The 15,833-nt window shown below is 64.0% G+C and carries 15 protein-coding genes; 12 read left to right on the top strand and 3 right to left on the bottom strand.

What is annotated here, in order from left to right:
• Positions 1–171: 171 nt before the first annotated feature.
• Both tlpB and apaG read right to left on the bottom strand, forming a co-directional pair.
• A complete protein-coding gene (gene tlpB, locus PJE01S_RS11540; protein ID WP_068833902.1) occupies positions 172–2,136 on the bottom strand; it encodes a transporter-like protein TlpB in 1,965 nt (654 codons plus the stop codon).
• Positions 2,137–2,143: 7 nt separating this feature from the next.
• Positions 2,144–2,539, bottom strand: a complete 396-nt coding sequence (gene apaG, locus PJE01S_RS11535) for a Co2+/Mg2+ efflux facilitator ApaG/CorD (protein WP_068833771.1) — start codon at positions 2,537–2,539, stop codon at positions 2,144–2,146.
• A 98-nt stretch (positions 2,540–2,637) separates the two neighbouring features.
• Here apaG and rpe point away from each other — a divergent pair, with 98 nt between their 5' ends.
• Positions 2,638–3,333: a ribulose-phosphate 3-epimerase gene (rpe, locus tag PJE01S_RS11530; protein ID WP_068833770.1), complete on the top strand. Its 696-nt coding sequence runs from the start codon at positions 2,638–2,640 to the stop codon at positions 3,331–3,333.
• A gap of 499 nt (positions 3,334–3,832) precedes the next feature.
• Positions 3,833–4,564 carry a GntR family transcriptional regulator gene (locus PJE01S_RS11525; protein ID WP_084389482.1) on the top strand — a complete coding sequence of 244 codons (732 nt, stop codon included), beginning with the start codon at positions 3,833–3,835 and terminating at the stop codon, positions 4,562–4,564.
• Positions 4,565–4,578: 14 nt separating this feature from the next.
• Here PJE01S_RS11525 and PJE01S_RS11520 read toward each other — a convergent pair whose 3' ends face one another.
• The gene (locus PJE01S_RS11520) at positions 4,579–6,000 is read right to left on the bottom strand and encodes an amidase (RefSeq protein ID WP_068833769.1); all 1,422 of its coding nucleotides are present in this window, start codon (positions 5,998–6,000) and stop codon (positions 4,579–4,581) included.
• A 222-nt stretch (positions 6,001–6,222) separates the two neighbouring features.
• Here PJE01S_RS11520 and PJE01S_RS11515 point away from each other — a divergent pair, with 222 nt between their 5' ends.
• The 10 genes from PJE01S_RS11515 to PJE01S_RS11475 all read left to right on the top strand — a co-directional run bounded on the left by PJE01S_RS11515 (position 6,223) and on the right by PJE01S_RS11475 (position 15,823).
• Entirely contained in the window at positions 6,223–7,308 is a 1,086-nt protein-coding gene (locus PJE01S_RS11515; protein ID WP_068833768.1) for an ABC transporter ATP-binding protein, read from the top strand.
• A 30-nt stretch (positions 7,309–7,338) separates the two neighbouring features.
• Positions 7,339–8,382: an ABC transporter substrate-binding protein gene (locus PJE01S_RS11510; RefSeq protein ID WP_068833767.1), complete on the top strand. Its 1,044-nt coding sequence runs from the start codon at positions 7,339–7,341 to the stop codon at positions 8,380–8,382.
• A 32-nt stretch (positions 8,383–8,414) separates the two neighbouring features.
• A complete protein-coding gene (locus tag PJE01S_RS11505; protein ID WP_068833766.1) occupies positions 8,415–9,281 on the top strand; it encodes an ABC transporter permease in 867 nt (288 codons plus the stop codon).
• 4 nt (positions 9,282–9,285) lie between these two features.
• On the top strand, positions 9,286–10,101 hold the full coding sequence (locus tag PJE01S_RS11500; RefSeq protein ID WP_068833765.1) for an ABC transporter permease: 816 nt from the start codon (positions 9,286–9,288) through the stop codon (positions 10,099–10,101).
• A gap of 23 nt (positions 10,102–10,124) precedes the next feature.
• A complete protein-coding gene (locus PJE01S_RS25150; protein WP_157090298.1) occupies positions 10,125–10,286 on the top strand; it encodes a hypothetical protein in 162 nt (53 codons plus the stop codon).
• Between the two features lie 256 nt (positions 10,287–10,542).
• Entirely contained in the window at positions 10,543–11,544 is a 1,002-nt protein-coding gene (locus PJE01S_RS11495) for an ABC transporter substrate-binding protein (RefSeq protein WP_068833764.1), read from the top strand.
• An 8-nt stretch (positions 11,545–11,552) separates the two neighbouring features.
• Positions 11,553–12,377: an ABC transporter permease gene (locus PJE01S_RS11490; RefSeq protein WP_068833763.1), complete on the top strand. Its 825-nt coding sequence runs from the start codon at positions 11,553–11,555 to the stop codon at positions 12,375–12,377.
• Positions 12,378–12,381: 4 nt separating this feature from the next.
• Positions 12,382–13,155 carry an ABC transporter ATP-binding protein gene (locus PJE01S_RS11485; protein WP_068833762.1) on the top strand — a complete coding sequence of 258 codons (774 nt, stop codon included), beginning with the start codon at positions 12,382–12,384 and terminating at the stop codon, positions 13,153–13,155.
• A gap of 35 nt (positions 13,156–13,190) precedes the next feature.
• Positions 13,191–14,639 (top strand): dihydropyrimidinase, encoded by a 1,449-nt coding sequence (gene hydA, locus PJE01S_RS11480; RefSeq protein WP_068833761.1) that lies wholly within the window; start codon positions 13,191–13,193, stop codon positions 14,637–14,639.
• Positions 14,640–14,647: 8 nt separating this feature from the next.
• The gene (locus tag PJE01S_RS11475; RefSeq protein WP_068833760.1) at positions 14,648–15,823 is read left to right on the top strand and encodes an MFS transporter; all 1,176 of its coding nucleotides are present in this window, start codon (positions 14,648–14,650) and stop codon (positions 15,821–15,823) included.
• The last annotated feature ends 10 nt before the right edge of the window (positions 15,824–15,833 follow it).

Raw genomic sequence — 15,833 nt, 5'->3', positions numbered from 1 at the left:
TTACAGGCGTTCGACACCAGCGCCTGTAGGACAAGGCCGAAATTCCCCCGCCGGGTGCTTGGAGCCGCTCACAAAACCCTCCTGGCGTCGTTGTGCCGCCTTGCCGTGCTACCGCACTGTCTGCGGCGGCACGCCTGGCCAGGACCGCTGCGCTGGGTTTGTCAGTGGCTCTTATTCAGGCATGAAAAAACTGCGTGGGTGGCTGCGCCAGCGCGCCCAGATGGCCGAGCGAATGCGGGCGCGGTTCATGCCGCTGACATTGTGGGCCTGCAGGGCCAGCCGGAACGCGAGGTAAAAACTCACGCCCAGATTCAGCGCGCCAATCAGGGGAATGGACGCGATGCACCACCAGAGCGTCGCATTCCTGAAGGCCTCCAGCCCCAGCGAGGCGCCGGCTGCCGCCAGCTGCCCGGTCGAGAGTGTGACGTGGCGCGCTTCGAGCTCGATGCCGAAGAAGCCCGTAAAGGCCGGAATCAGGCCCAGCATGAAGCCCAGCGCAATATTGGAGGCAAAACCGGAGATGTGCTCGCGCATGAAGGTCGACCAGCGTGCCGCCCGTTCGGCGCCCAGCACCGCGGTGAAGCGCGGGTTGTGGCGCATGGCCGAATCAAGCCGGTGCAGGACAAACCAGTTCTCCGCCCAGCCCGCCATCATGCTGGCGGCAAAGAGGATCACGCCGGTAAAGGCCGCCCAGAGCAGCGTCGGGCCCAGCAGCGTCAGGGTTTCCAGCACATGGCGGGCTTCAGTCTGGCTGATCATGGGACGGCCCAGCAGCAGCTGGACCAGCACGTTGACCAGCAGCACGGCGGGCACCACCATGCACACATTGCCCAGCACCGCCGCGACCTGGGAGCGCACCAGGTGTGTAACTTCGTCGACAAAGTCCTCTACCGTGTTGCTGGCTTCGGTCGAGTCGATGTCCTTGAGTTTGGCGGCCATGGCGGGCGCTGTCATGGCGGGCTGCTTGGTGGCCAGCGTGAAATGCAGCAGCTGGATCATGATGAAGGTGCCCGAGTAGGCCACGCTGGCCCAGAAGCCGCTCCAGAAGGCCGACAGGCCTATGCCCACCACCATGAACTTGAGCAGGGTGGTGAAGGCCGTCACGGCGCCGCCGCCCATGGCCTTGCCCAGCATTTCCAGGTATTCCCCCCGATTGCGGGTGATGTAGCGCTCACCGGTTTCGGCACTGCGTTCGGCGACCTTGGCGGACAGCAGCGTGGAGTTGGCACTGATCAAGGCGCCAATGCTTTTGCCTTCCTGTGCAATGACGACCCGGCGCGTCAGCAGCTTGAGCGCCGCCACTGCGGGTTTGGTCGAAAGCAGGGCATCGAGCAGCTCCCGCACGCGCAGGATGCGCGCACGCAATTGGCGCAAACGAAACACCATGCCGACTGAAATCCCGTTTTCCTCCAGATGGGCATAGATGCTGTTGACCGCCTGCCGGCAGGCATCGAGCCGCTCGCGGTACCGGGTGATGGCCGCCTGGAGCGCTTCCTCATCGCGTTCAGGCCGGAAAAACACGTTGCGCAGTTCCTCCACGTCGGCCGGCAGGGCGTGAAAGGCCCGGGCGTCGGGTGTGGCCCGGTCCATGCGCAATCGCAACTCCGGCGCAAAACCGGTGGCACGGATTTGCGCCGTGCAGTAGGTCAGCGCGTCCATCAGGTTGTACTGCCAGTGCAGCGTGTCCCGCTTGGGGTTGGCCGACAGCAGCCGCGTGAGCTGGGTGATGAGGGGCTCTTCCAGGGCTCCCATCCATTGGGCATCGAAACGGGTAGGCGCCACCAGCGGAAACAGCTCTGACGCATCCACGGTCTCCGGCGTGCCGGGCAGCATCTTGCGGCGCAGGCGCTCGGCCAGTTCGCTGACAAAGGCCGTCCGCGGGGCAAAGCCGAAATCCGCCAGCAAGGGGGTGATGTCGACGGTCTGGCTCAGGGTTTGCCACCAGGCCTGCAGGCGCGCCTGAACCTCGGGCTGCCGCTGGACGGCATCCACGAAGGTCTGGACCCGCGCCACGGCGGCCGGGCTGGAGGTCTGGTCGCCGCGAATCCACTCAAACAGCTTGATCAGCCAGACATGGCGCTGCGCCAGGTCGGCATCAGGGTCCAGCGCCTTGAGCAGGGAGGACAGATCTTTCATGCGGTCATCAATGCAGCACGCGGCTGGGCGTGCCGCCGCCATGGCTGGCTTCCAGCACAAACATGGGGATGGGCACCTCAAAGCGTTCGCCGTCTTCGGCCACGCAAAAATAACTGCCATGCATGGTGCCGCTGGGGGTGCGCAGGCGGCAGCCGCTGGTGTACTGGAAGGCCTCGCCCGGTTTGAGCAGCGGCTGATGCCCCACCACACCCAGGCCCTTGACCTCTTCGGTGTGGCCGTTGGCGTCGCTGATGATCCAGTGGCGCGAAATCAGCTGGGCCGCCACCTCGCCGGTGTTGGTGACGGTCACGGTATAGGAAAACCCATAGACCAGGTCTTCCGGCGCTGATTGCTCAGGCCGGTATTGGGGGGTGACTTCGCAGGAGAATTGGTATTTCGGCATGGGGAAAAGGGACTGTGAGGGTCCATGTTAACCGCCCGGATCACCGCGGCTGTGACCCGCGGGATGACGCCGCGCGGGCTTGCTGCGACAATCTGCCTATGAGTAAAACCACGCCGCCCACCTACCGGATTGCTCCGTCCATTTTGTCTGCCGACTTCGCCCGTCTGGGCGATGAGCTCAAGGCCGTCATTGCGGCCGGCGCCGACTGGATCCATTTTGACGTGATGGACAACCATTACGTGCCCAACCTGACTTTTGGGCCCATGATTTGCCAGGCGCTCAAGCCGCATGCCAAAAAGGCGGATGGCACGGCCGTGCCGGTTGACGTGCACCTGATGGTGCAGCCGGTAGACAGCCTGGCCGCCGCGTTTGCCGATGCCGGCGCCGACCTGATCAGTTTTCACCCCGACGCCTCGGCCCATTTGCACCGCAGCATCCAGGCCATCAAGGCCAAGGGCTGCAAGGCCGGCCTGGTGTTCAACCCGGCCTCGCCCATGGACGTGCTGGACTGGGTGATCGAAGATATCGACCTGATCCTGATCATGAGCGTCAATCCCGGCTTTGGCGGCCAGAGCTTTATTGACTCGGCGCTGCGCAAGATCGATGAGGCGCGCAAGCGCATCGATGCCTCGGGCAAGGACATCCGGCTCGAAGTTGACGGTGGCATCAAGATCGACAACATCGCCAGCGTGGCCGCCGCGGGGGCAGACACCTTCGTGGCCGGCAGCGCCATTTTTGGCAAGCCGGACTACAAGGCGGTGATTGACGCGATGCGCCTGGAACTGGCTAAGTAATGCGTTGGAGAAAATCACCACCGCCGTTTTAATGGCGTTCGAAACATGCGTTTCTGACTGCGTGTTCTGGTGGGGGCGACGCACCGACGTCGCCTGCAGGACTTCGTTCAGTGCGAGCACCGAGGTGCACGCAAGAGAGCCGGTCGTGCGCTGGATCGCCGTGCAAAGCTGACGGTCGGACTCGAAGCTGAGCTAGCCTGAAGAGGTGCCGCTCCAGCCGTCACCTGGCAGCGACCAGAATCTCCGAACTGTGTGCTGACCTCCGGCCGATCCGAAAGCCTGGCGGCCGTGACGGACCCCGCATGGGGTTGGACGAGAGCTGAGCATCCCGGAATGCTTGCGCGCCGACATCGTGTTTTTTCGTTCATATTCGCTGCTGACAAAGCCAGCATCGTGCCAGCTGATGCAAATTGAATACGATCAGCTACGATTCTTGTATCCATGTCGAGCGCCATGGCCAGCGGTTTGCTTGCATGACTCTTGCTGTGTTCCATCACCTATGAAAAAACTGAAATCTACCGTGACGAAGAATGCTCTGCCTGCGGCACGCAGCGTGGCAAGCAAAGCCGACATCCACCAGAGTATTTACGACGCGATCGTGGAACACAGGCTCTTGCCCGGCACCAAGCTGTCGGAAGAGCGGGTGGCCGAGCTTTTCGCGGTGAGCCGCACGCAGGTGCGCGGTGCGCTGCAGCGCCTTGCGGTCGAGCAGCTGATCACGCTCGTTCCCAACCGCGGCGCGTTCGTGACGACGCCGAGCGCAGAGGAGGCGCGTGATGTGCTGTCGGTGCGCCGCACGCTCGAGCCGGCAGCCGTGGCGCGGTTGATTGAGCGCATCGCCGCCGGCAAGGCGCCGACTGCCGTGAAGCAGCTGCGCGCGCTGGTCAAACGTGAGCAGCAAGCGCTCGCGCGCGGCGACCGCCGGCAGTCGGTGCGCCTGTCCGGCGACTTCCATGTTCTGCTGGCCGAGGTGTCGGGCAGCAGCATCCTGGCGCGGCTGATGCGCGAACTCACACCGCTCACCTGCCTGGCCATCCTGACATTCGAAGCCCCCACGTCGGCGGCATGCCCGAATGACGAGCACGCCTTGCTGATCGACGCCATCGAAGCCGGCGACGCCGACGCGGCTGAACGGCTCATGATCGACCACCTCGACCACATAGAAAACTCCCTCAAGCTCGACGCGCAGGAGGTCCAGGAAGTCGATCTCGCCGACGTGCTTTTCGGGTGAATGGCCTGCAGGCCTCAGTCCATCAGGGGAGAGAACGGCGCCGCGCCCAGCGCCTGTTCCGCATGCCATGCGAGCTGCAGTACCAGCGCGTCGGCAAAGCGAGGCCCGGCAATCTGCAAGCCCACTGGCAGCCCTTGCCGGCCGGTGCCGCATGGCAATGAAAGCGCCGGCACGCCGCCGTAATTGAAAATTGGCGTAAAAGCCGCGTGGCCTCGCGGTCCCGCCGGCAAGCCTCCGATCTCGCTCGGCCCGAGGCTGCCAAGGGGCCAGGCCTCGACCGGACTCACGGGGCATAGCAATGCGTCGTAGCCATCAAACAGGCGCGTGAAACTGGCGTGGAATTCTTCGCGCAGCTTCAGCAGTTCGGTCACGCGCGCTCCGGAAATGGCGAAGCCGAGTTCGATCTGCGCCCCGATGTCCGGATCGAGCTGCTCCGGCGTCTTTCGCCAGACCTCGCCGAAACGTTGCGCGAGCCCTGCCTGCTGCAGGGCGATGAGCGGGTATTCGCGTGCTTGCGGCGGCCAGACCGGATCAGCCCGTTCGATGGTCCAGCCCGCCTTGCGCAACTGCTCGATGGCCGCTTCCAGCGTGGCGAGTACGTCCGCATCGATAGCCAGATCGCAACCCAGTTGGGGTGACCAGGCCAGGCGCAATGGCCGCAGCGGCCGTTTCAACGACGCGATGGCATCGGGCGTCGCAAAGGCCGGCGACGAAAGCGTGTCTGCCGGCTCCCAGGCGGTGAGCGCATCCAGCATGAAGGCGACATCTTCGACGTTGCGGCCGATCTGCCCGATGACGGACAGCAAGTGGTTGGGGTCGTCGAAACCCCAGGGATTCGGCACCCGGCCGAGGGTCGGCTTCATTCCGACCAGGCCGGTATGGGCCGCAGGACGGCGGACCGAGCCGCCCGCATCCGTGGCAAGCGCGATCGGTCCCAGCCCGGCCGCCACGGCTGCCACGGCGCCACCCGACGATCCCCCCGGCGTGCGCCGCAGGTCCCACGGGTTGTGCGTTTCGCCGTGCAGCGGCGTAGCGGTGATGCCTTTGCAGGCGAATTCGGAACAGTTGGTCATGCCCAGCGGCACGGCCCCCAGATCACGCAGCCGGGCCACGCACCATGAATCGCGTGGTGCGACGAAGTTCGCGAAGACCCTTGAACCGAAGGTCGCTGGCCGGCCGCCCAACCAGAGGTTGTCCTTCACCGTGAAAGGCACCCCCGCGAGCGGCAGGCGCTCCCCTGCGGCAAGGCGTGCATCCACAGCAAGGGCGGCGGCCAGCGGCAGTGCCGGATCGAAGTCCGCAAAGGCGTTGAGCTGCGGCTGCAGTCTCGCTACCCGGTCGCACATCGCCCGCGCGACCTCGCTCGCGGAGAGCCTTCGAGCCGACACCTCCTGTGCCATGTGCCGGGCCGTCCAGCGGTGTAAATCGTCATGCATGCAAGCTTCCTTCTTTTAAATGGATGCACCAGACCTTATGTTTTGTATCCAATATGGTGCGAAATTGCACCATATTGCATCGTTTAACGGGTGTCCGCCTGTTCCCAAGCAAGACCAGTTCCAGCCCGTTCTCTTCGTCAACATCAAGGAGAAAGCAGGCCGCCAGGGGCGAAATACTGATTGGATACAAAACCTGGCACAGCGATTGCATATGTGAAGGGCATGGAATCGACCGCCGGACAAAGCCTGACCCTGGATGACATCAGGCACCGCTATGCGGGCACGCTGGCGGTCGATCACGTGACACTGGAGGTCGCCGCGGGCGAGCTCGTCGCACTGCTTGGCCCCAGCGGCTGCGGCAAGACCACGCTGCTGCGCATCATTGCGGGATTCATCACGCAGACCTCCGGCAAGGTGGTCATAGGCGGTCGCCGCATCGACGAACTGCCGCCAGCGCGCCGCAACGTCGGCATTGTGTTCCAGAACTACGCGCTGTTCCCGCACATGACGGTGGCGGAGAACGTGGGCTACGGCCTTGCCGCGCGCGGCACCGACCGCAACGCGACGCGCAGGCGCACGACCGAGATGCTGGAGATGGTGCAGCTAGGCCACTTGGCAGGCCGCCTCACGCGCCAGCTTTCTGGCGGCCAGCAGCAGCGCGTGGCGCTGGCCCGCGCGTTGGCCATCGAGCCGCGGGTGCTGCTGCTCGACGAGCCGTTTTCGGCGCTCGACAAGAGCCTGAGGCTCGACATGCAGATAGAGATCAAACGCATCCAGCGCGCTGCCGGTACCACCGCCATCATCGTCACCCACGACCAGGAGGAAGCACTCGGCATGGCTGATCGCGTGGCGGTTCTGAACCAGGGCCGGCTGGAGCAATTCGCAGCGCCTTCACAGGTTTATGACGCGCCGGCGAGCTACTTCGTGAACCAATTCGTGGGCACGGCCAATGTGCTGCCAGGCACGCTCGATTCGCTGGGCGGCGACGGCGCCAAGGTGTTGCTTGACAACGGCACCATGCTGTCGACCCGCGCCCCGACGGGTATCGCACCCGGCAGCAAGGTGCTGGCCTGCATCCGTCCGGAAAACATGCGCTTGAGCGACGAACCCCTCGGTGCGTTCGAAAGCACGGTTGAACTTGGAATGCCGCTGGGCGCGACCATCGTCCATGAGATCCGCACCAAGACCGGCTTGCGGCTCAAGCTTTCCGAACCGCGCGCACCTGGCACAGGCCCGCGCGCGACGGGGGCCCGGGTGTGGGTCAAGCCCGCCTCGCCGGCCAGCGTCACCGTGTTCGCAGCGCCCTGATCTTTTCACTGTCACTTCACGAGGAACGCCATGCAACTTACCCGTCGTCACCTGCTCGGCAGCGCGCTTACACTGAGCGCCATGGAGCTATTTCCCGGCATCAGCCATGCGCAAGCGCGCAAGCTGGTGTTTGCCACCTTCACCGGCAGCTGGGAAGAAGCCCACCGCGACGTGCTGGTGCCTGCCTTCAAAAAGGCCGCCGGCCAGGACATGCTGCTCGACGCGATGCTGTCGGTCGACCAGATCGCCAAAGTCTCGGCGGCGCGCAACAACCCGCCGATTGACGTGATGCTGCACGATCCGGGTCCGGCGCTCACCGCCATCGGACAGGACCTGGTCGAACCCTTCCCGGCCGCCCAGAGCAAGAACTACAAGGACCTGATTCCCGAGGCGCAGGACCCGATGGGTCCATCCATGTTCTTTCAGGTCGTGGGCCTCACCTACAACCCCGAGAAGGTCAAGACGCCGCCGACTTCCTGGGCTGATCTCTGGAAGCCCGAATACAAAGGTCGCGTCGGCATCACCAATCTCAACTCGACACTGGGCACCGGCTTCCTGGTTGAAATTGCACGCATGCACGGCGGCAACGAAGGCAACGTCGAAGAAGGCTTCAAGGCCATCGAGAAGCTCAAGCCCAACCTGGCGGCGGTGGCGGCCAACCCGGGCGCGCTCGCTGCCTTGTTCCAGCAAGGCCAGGTCGACATCAGCCCCGGCAACTTCAATGCGATTCAGATCCTCAAGGCGCGCGGCGTGCCGGTGGAGTTCGTGGCGCCGAAGGAAGGCGCCATCGCTTTCAAGACCAGCATCCACATCGTCAAGAACTCGCCCAACAAGGCGCTCGCCGCGCAACTGATTGACGTCGCGCTGTCGCCCGAAGTGCAGGGCAAGCTGATGCAGAGCCCGTACCTGGTCGTGCCGACCAACGGCAAGGTCAAGATGGACGGCGAAATCGCCAAGGTGCTGGCCAAGGACACGGCCGACATGAAAAAGAAGTTCATCTTCCAGGACTGGAAGAAGATCAACGAGCACCGCTCTGCATGGATAGACCGCTTCAATCGCGAGATCAAGATCTGATCCGGGCCTGAACCAGCCTCAGGATACGCACGATGAGTACCTCGGCAATGAAAGGCCCGCCCGTCACGGGCCACGGCCTGGCCTTCGCCACGCCGCTGGCGGCATTCTTCGTGCTCTTCTTTCTGGCGCCGCTTCTGCTGCTGATCGTGATCAGCTTCTATGCGACGCCCGAGCTGAAGTCCTTCGGCACCGACCAGTACGTGAAGATCGCCATCGACGGCTTCACGCTGCCGGTGCTGATCGACACGCTGTGGCTCGGCGTGCAGACCACGTTGCTGTGCCTGGTGCTCGGCTATGCGCTCGCCTGGAGCTACGTGCGCAGCCCCGGCGCCTTGCAGAAGGTGCTGATGCTGATCATCGTCATGCCCCTGCTGACCAGCGTGGTGGTGCGGACCTTCGCCTGGGTCGTTATCCTGGGGCGCCAGGGCATCGTCAACTCGGTGCTCATGGAGTTCCGCTGGATTGAAGCGCCGCTCAAATTGCTCTACACCCGCAACGGGCTCATCGTCTCGCTGGCCAATGTGCAGTTGCCGCTGATGGCGCTGCCGCTCATCACGGCGCTGCAGAAGCTCGACCCGAATCTTGAAGATGCATCGTCCGCACTCGGCGCGAGTGCGCTGCGGACCTTTGTCCGCATCACCCTGCCGCTCACGCTGCCAGGCATTCTGGCGGGTTGCCTGCTGACCTTTGCGGCCAGTATCACGGCCTTCATTTCACAGTCGCTGATTGGTGGCGGCCAGATGCTGTTCATGCCCATGTACATCTACCAGCAGGCGTCCTCGCTGCAAAACTGGCCCTTCGCGGCCGCCATCTCGCTCGTGTTCCTCGTCGCTGTCATGGCGTGCGTGACCATTTTCAACCTGCTGGGGCGACTGAGCCGCGGCCAGGTAGCCGGTTGATGCGATGGGTGCTGCCCGTCGCCACGAACCCTCCGCCATCGCGCTGACCGCCGTGCTTGGCGTCATAGCGACCATCGCGACGCTGCTGCTGCTTGCGCCCACGGTCGTCGTGATCGTGCTGTCGTTCACCAACGGTTTCTCGCTCAAGTTTCCGCCGCCCGGCTATTCGCTGCGCTGGTACGAATCCCTGCCCGACGCTTTCCAGCTCCAATACGCCGCGCTCAACAGCCTCAAGGTCGCGGCTGCTTCCACCCTGTTCGCAGTGGTGCTTGGCGTTGCCGCCGCAATGGCCATCGCGAGGTCCGAAAAGGCGATGGCGCGGGTGCTCGATTCATTCTTCATGTCACCGTTGATCCTGCCCGCGCTGGCCTTCGGCCTGGCTTCGCTGATCTATTTTTCGCGCATTGGCATCGAACTGTCGCTATTGACGCTGGTCGTCGGTCACACCGTCGTCGGCGTTCCTTATGTGATCCGCACCACGGTGGCGGCACTTTCGCAGATGCCGCCCGCCCTGCTCGAAAGCTCGGCCAGCCTCGGTGCGAGCCGTGCCTACACGTTCCGCCGCGTGACGCTGCCACTCATCGCGCCAGGCATTGCGGCGGGCGCGTTCATCAGCTTCATGTCTTCGTTCGACAACGTGCCGGTGTCCCTGTTTCTGCGCAATGCCTCGACGGACATGCTGCCGATTCGCATGTGGCAGGACCTCGAAGGCCGGCTCGACGTCAGCATTGCGGCCGTATCGAGTCTGATGGTGCTGGTGACGCTGGTGCTGATGATCGTGATGGAACGCCTGACCGGCATTAGCAAGCGCATACGCTGACGTCTCGAACTGACAAGGAAGGCTTGAGGTGGCCGACCGTATCCAGGGCCTTCACCGACCCCGGGAGCGAGATTCTGGTCGAGCACGGCAGGCCAACCAGGGGCCACATGGAAAGCGTCTGCGTGGAGGCCGAAGCCGCGGCGCGGGAACTCTGGGGCAACGAGGGGCGGCACGACTGGCGCTGACCGGCATGCGCCAGCATGCCCGCAGGGCGTGCATCCTGCACCAACCAAGAGGTATTTTGTATCCAATTTTCTTTTGCGCTAGAAGAAAATATTCCCAAAACTGTATGGTGCTTCGTCATCTTCTGAGAGAAGTAGAGAAGTTGCAGTACGCCGGTGGCCAGATTCATATTGGATACAACATTTGGCATGCCATTTGCTTTGTTGAGCGCAGGCGGCGCCTTTTCAGTCGCCCATCCAACACTTCAGAGGAACCCATATGTTCAGATCCATGGCGAAATTCATGCTGGCGTTGGCGGCCATCGTGCCGCTGGCAAGCCACGCTCAAGAGACCCCCTCGATCAAGCTGGGCTATGCCAAGTGCGCGCACTGCACGCCGCTGTCGCTGACGCCGCAGCACGCCGCCAACGTCAAGCTGGAAGCGATCGGTTTCAACACCGGCAACGACGTGCTGACGGCCTTGCTGGCCAAGAGCATCGACGTGGCGCAGGTTACTTACCTGCACTACGCTAGCGCGCTGGACAAGGGCTTTGATTTGATCGCCATTTCGGGGCAGGTCAACGGCGGCTCGCAGATGCTGGTCGCCAACGACCTGCCCATCAAGGAAAACGACTGGGCCAGCCTGAAGAAGGTCATCGCCGACTACAAGGCGGCAGGCAAGCCCTTCCGCGTGGCCGCTTCGCGCGGCAATGCGCAGGACATCCATATGCGCGGCGCGTTCGCCAAGCAGGGCATCGACGTCAACAGGGACGTGCAGTTCATCAACATTCCGAACCCTTCGGATCACGTGCAGGCGCTGCGCCGCGGCGAGGTGGAGCTGATCTGCTCGGTCGACCCGTTCGCCACGCAGATCCGCCAGCTCAACGCGGCCAGGTTTTTCGCCTACCCTTATGACCAGGCCGCCGGCAAGCTCACCAACCTGATCGTCACGCGTTCCGATGTGATCGCCAGCAAGCCGAAGGCGGTCGAGGAGACGGTGCGCTCCATTGTCAAGGTGAACGCCCTGATGGCGGCCGACAAGCCGCTATTCGTCGAGACCATCCAGAAGGTCACCGGGCTGGACAAGGCCATCGCAGCAGGCGCCGTGGAAAACCTGTACCCCGACTACAAGATGTACCGCTCGTCCGCAGTCGCCCTCGGCGCCATGATGCGCGACCTGAAGTACATCCAGTCCGATGTCTCCGCCGCGATCGAGAAGAATATGGACTACCGCTTCCTCGAAGCGGCCACGGGCAAGTCCAAGTCCGCACTCGGCTACTGAGACCAGCCATGGACTTGCCTTCCTCCCTCGCCACTTTCTACCGACGCATCGAGCGCGCGATCGTGCCGGTGCTGATCCTTGCGGGGTGGGAAGTGTTTTCCCGTTCCGGCGTGCTGCCGCGCGCCCTGCTGCCGGCACCGTCGCAGGTGCTGCTCGCCTGGGCCGACTGGATCTTCGCCACCGACGGCAACACCCAGAGCTACAGCGGCCACTGGATTTTTGACACCGCCGCGAGCGCGAGCCGGGTGCTTGCCGGTTTCGCGCTGGCCACCGTTCTGGGCGTCGCCATCGGCATGGCCATCGGCTGGTCCCGCACTGTCGAGAAGCTGATTGAACCCGTGCTGCAGATTCTGCGGCCGGTGCCGCCCGTGTCATGGATTCCGCTGGCGATCATCTGGTTCGGGATTGCCGACAAGCCGGCCATCTTCCTCGTGTTTTTGGGCTCCTTCTTTCCGGTGCTGCTGAGCACCATCCACGGGGTGAAGACCTGCGACCGCAACCTGCTGCGCGCCGGTGCCATGGCGGGCGGCTCGCCGCGGAACCTGTTGCGTCACATCGTGTTTCCGGCCGCGCTGCCGAGCATCTTCTCGGGGTTGCGCATCGCGATCGGATCGGCCTGGATGCTGTCGGTGACCGCCGAGATGGTCGCGGTGAAAAGCGGCGTCGGCTACGTGCTTTGGGATTCATACTACTTTCTGCGCTACGACATCGTCATCGCGGCCATGGTAAGCATCGGGCTGCTTGGCTTTCTCAGCGACATGGCCATCAAACTGGCGGCCGCGCGCGTGCTGCGCTGGCAGCGCGGCTCCACCCTGCAGGCCAAGGAAGGCTGAACCTATGACCTTGATCACCATAGACCGCGTTTCGCGGTTCTTCAACGATCCCAAGCGCAAGAGCGCCGTCAAGGCGCTTGACGACATCAGCCTGAAGGTCGGGCGCAACGAATTCCTCTGCCTGCTCGGGCCCAGCGGTTGTGGCAAGTCGACGCTGCTCAATATGATTGCGGGCTTTGACAAGCCGACCAGCGGCACGGTGTCGGTCGGCGGCCAACTCGTGAGCGCGCCGGGGTCGGACCGCGGCTTCGTGTTCCAGCAGCCTACGCTGATGCCGTGGCTGACGATATGGGAAAACGTAGCGTTCCACCTGACGATGCGCGGAATGGACAAGCGCGAGAGCAGGGACAAGGCCCAGCGCTTCATCGACATGGTCCGACTCACCGGTTTCGAAAACCACTTTCCGAGCGAACTGTCTGGCGGCATGAACCAGCGCGTTGGCATCGCACGCGCGCTGCTCATGAACCCCGAAGTCATCCTGATGGACGAGCCCTTCGGTGCCCTCGACGAACAGACCAGGATGGAAATGCACGGCGAGCTGGTGCGTATCTGGCGCGAGAGCCAGAGCACCATAGTGTTCGTGACGCACGGCATCGACGAGTCGCTCGCGCTCGGCACTCACGTGGCCGTCATGTCGGCTCGGCCCGGGCGCATCCGCGAGCTGATCGAAGTCGACTTGCCGCGCCCGCGCGACCCGACCGGCCCGCAATTCAACGACTACAAGCGGCACATCCTCTCGCTGCTGCGGCCCGAAGAGACGCTGGGCGTAGCGGCCTGAATCTCCTGCAAAGATTATTTGCCCTCACTGAAACCATGAATGAATTCGACCTTGTCGTGCGCAACGCGCGCGTCGTGACCGCCTGCGATACCTTCGATTGCGACATTGGCATACGCGACGGGCGCATCGTCCAGATCGGCCAAGCGCTGGACGTAGGTGCAAACGAGATCGATGCGGCCGGTCGAACGGTGACGCCTGGCGGCGTTGACGCGCACTGCCATCTCGACCAGCCGATGGCACCGCCCACGCGCAACGCCGACGACTTCGATACCGGGACGCGTTCGGCCGCTTGCGGCGGAACGACCACCGTCATTCCCTTCGCGGCGCAGCAAAAGGGCCAGTCTCTTCGTGCCGCGGTCGAGGACTACCGCGCACGCGCTGCCGGCAAGGCGCATGTCGACTACGCCTTCCATCTGATCGTGAGCGATCCGACGCCCACCGTGCTGAGGGAAGAACTGCCCGAGCTGATACGCGAAGGCTTTACGTCGTTCAAGATCTACATGACCTACGATGACATGAAACTCGACGACGGCCAGATCCTCGACGTGCTCGATGTCGCCCGCCAGCACGGTGCCATGGCGATGCTGCACGCCGAAAACTCCGACTGCATCGAGTGGCTGACCCGGCGGCTGGAAGCCGCTGGCCGCACCGCGCCGCGTTTCCACGCGCATTCGCGGCCCATGCTGGTGGAGCGCGAAGCCACACACCGCGCCATCGCACTGGCCGAGCTGGTCGATGTGCCCATTCTCATCGTCCACGTCTCGGGCCGGGAGGCTGTCGAGCAGATCCGTTGGGCGCGTGCGCATGGCCTCAATGTCTTTGCCGAGACCTGCCCGCAGTACCTCTTTCTCACGGCCGAGGACCTCGGCATTGACGACAGCTACAAGGGCGCACGTTGCATCTGCAGCCCGCCGCCGCGCGACAAGGCCAACCAGCAGGTGATCTGGGATGGGCTCAACGACGGCCTCTTCACCGTGTTCTCGTCGGACCATGCGCCCTTCAAGTACGACGGGCCGGAAGGCAAGAAGCCGCACGGCGAAGAGGTTGCGTTCCGCCATATTCCCAACGGCATCCCGGGGCTGGAGACGCGCATGGCACTGCTCTGGTCCGAAGGCGTGCTGGCTGGCCGCATGACAGCCAACCGTTTTGTCGAACTCACTTCGACGGGGCCGGCCAAGGCCTACGGCCTGCATCCGCGCAAGGGCACGATTGCGATTGGCGCCGATGCCGACCTCGTGATTTGGGATGAGCGTGAATTTGTGCTGAAGAACGAGCAGCTCCATCACGAAGTTGACTACACGCCGTATGAAGGCATGCGCCTCAAGGCCTGGCCGGGCGTCACGCTGAGTCGCGGCGAGGTGGTGTGGGATGGCTGCGTCTTTCATCCGAAACCGGGCCGCGGCGAGCTGCTTGCCTGCGGCGCACCGACGCTGTTGCCCAAGCGCCGTTTGCCGGACGCCATGACGCGCCTTCTCGGCGCCTGAACCTCGCAGTGGCCAGCGCCATCGCCCGAACCCTGCCGGCCATGATGGCGGTGCAGGCGGTCGTCGCCATGGGCACCTTCGCACTGTCGGTGCTTGCACCGCAGCTCGGCGTCGACGTTCAGGCGCTTGGACTGCTGGGCAGCGTGTTGTTCGGCATCGGCGCGCTCTCTTCTTTGGCCACAGGGCGGCTGATACGCTGCGTCGGCGACCTGCAACTGGCCGCCCTCTGCATGGTCGCGGTGATGCTGGCGATGCTGTGCCTTACCGGCGATGCGATGGGGATCGGTCCGTCCCGCTGGTCGCTCTGGCCTGCGGTGCTGCTGCTCGGCCTGGCCTTCGGGCCCGAGACACCTGCCAGCGCTTCTGTGCTGGCGCGCATCACGCCGCTCGCGCGTCGCCCCTGGATTTTTTCGGTGCGGCAGACCGGTAATCAGATTGGCGCGATGACGGGCTCGCTGGCGCTGCCCACGCTGTTGCTCCAGCATGCAGCCTGGCCCTTTGCGCTGGTTGCCTCACTCGCGTTGTGCGTTGGACTCTGGTGCATCAGTCTGGTGCGGCGCGACGGTGGCGCTGTGACGACCCTGGGGGTCGGTGGAACCGGCGGCATCAGCGGCCTGCGCGACGTGATGGAATCGCCGCTACTGCGCCTGCTGACTGCCACCATGCTGGTTTACATGGCCGCGCAGGTGTGCCTCAACTTTTTTGTCATGTGCCATGCGGTGCATCACTGGCAACTGCGCATCCCCGCCGCTGCGGGCTGGGTCGCGCTAATGCAGGCGGCGGGACTGGTCGGGCGCCTGCTGTGGGGGCGGGTCGCCCAGCGCCCGGGTCTGTCGACGGTGCAACTGCTGGGCGGGCTTGGGCTGCTGATGGGCCTTGCCGGCCTGCTGTTGTTTTTATGGCCGGCGACGCCGCCATCCATTGCGCTTGCGGTGCTGCTCGTGTTGACGGGCTTGAGCGCCAGCGGCTGGAATGGCGTGATGGTGGCGGAAGTCGCGCGCATTGCCGGGCCGGCGCGCGCGGGCGCTGTGACCGGCGCGGTGCTGCTGTTCGGCTATTCGGGTCTTGCGCTGGCTCCCTTGTGCTTCGCCGCCGTCGGCGCTGCGCTGGGTACAGGCGCAGCCTTTGTGGGCTTGCTTACGATGACTTGTGTCATGGGCACCTGTCTACTTCTTCGGCGGTAATGACGCGCGC

This window comes from Polaromonas jejuensis NBRC 106434 (assembly GCF_001598235.1).
GTDB lineage: Bacteria > Pseudomonadota > Gammaproteobacteria > Burkholderiales > Burkholderiaceae_C > Polaromonas > Polaromonas jejuensis.
This window is presented reverse-complemented; position numbering and strand designations above follow the sequence as displayed.

Bases quoted from the DNA above. Each gene is read 5' to 3' on its own strand.
- PJE01S_RS11505 (WP_068833766.1), top strand. From the start codon at position 8,415: ATGAGTACCTCGGCAATGAAAGGCCCGCCCGTCACGGGCCACGGCCTG.
- PJE01S_RS11500 (WP_068833765.1), top strand. From the start codon at position 9,286: ATGGGTGCTGCCCGTCGCCACGAACCCTCCGCCATCGCGCTGACCGCC.
- PJE01S_RS11485 (WP_068833762.1), top strand. From the start codon at position 12,382: ATGACCTTGATCACCATAGACCGCGTTTCGCGGTTCTTCAACGATCCC.
- PJE01S_RS11490 (WP_068833763.1), top strand. From the start codon at position 11,553: ATGGACTTGCCTTCCTCCCTCGCCACTTTCTACCGACGCATCGAGCGC.
- PJE01S_RS11525 (WP_084389482.1), top strand. From the start codon at position 3,833: ATGAAAAAACTGAAATCTACCGTGACGAAGAATGCTCTGCCTGCGGCA.
- PJE01S_RS11495 (WP_068833764.1), top strand. From the start codon at position 10,543: ATGTTCAGATCCATGGCGAAATTCATGCTGGCGTTGGCGGCCATCGTG.
- PJE01S_RS11510 (WP_068833767.1), top strand. From the start codon at position 7,339: ATGCAACTTACCCGTCGTCACCTGCTCGGCAGCGCGCTTACACTGAGC.
- PJE01S_RS11515 (WP_068833768.1), top strand. From the start codon at position 6,223: ATGGAATCGACCGCCGGACAAAGCCTGACCCTGGATGACATCAGGCAC.
- tlpB (WP_068833902.1), bottom strand. From the start codon at position 2,136: ATGAAAGATCTGTCCTCCCTGCTCAAGGCGCTGGACCCTGATGCCGAC.
- apaG (WP_068833771.1), bottom strand. From the start codon at position 2,539: ATGCCGAAATACCAATTCTCCTGCGAAGTCACCCCCCAATACCGGCCT.
- PJE01S_RS11520 (WP_068833769.1), bottom strand. From the start codon at position 6,000: ATGCATGACGATTTACACCGCTGGACGGCCCGGCACATGGCACAGGAG.
- hydA (WP_068833761.1), top strand. From the start codon at position 13,191: ATGAATGAATTCGACCTTGTCGTGCGCAACGCGCGCGTCGTGACCGCC.
- rpe (WP_068833770.1), top strand. From the start codon at position 2,638: ATGAGTAAAACCACGCCGCCCACCTACCGGATTGCTCCGTCCATTTTG.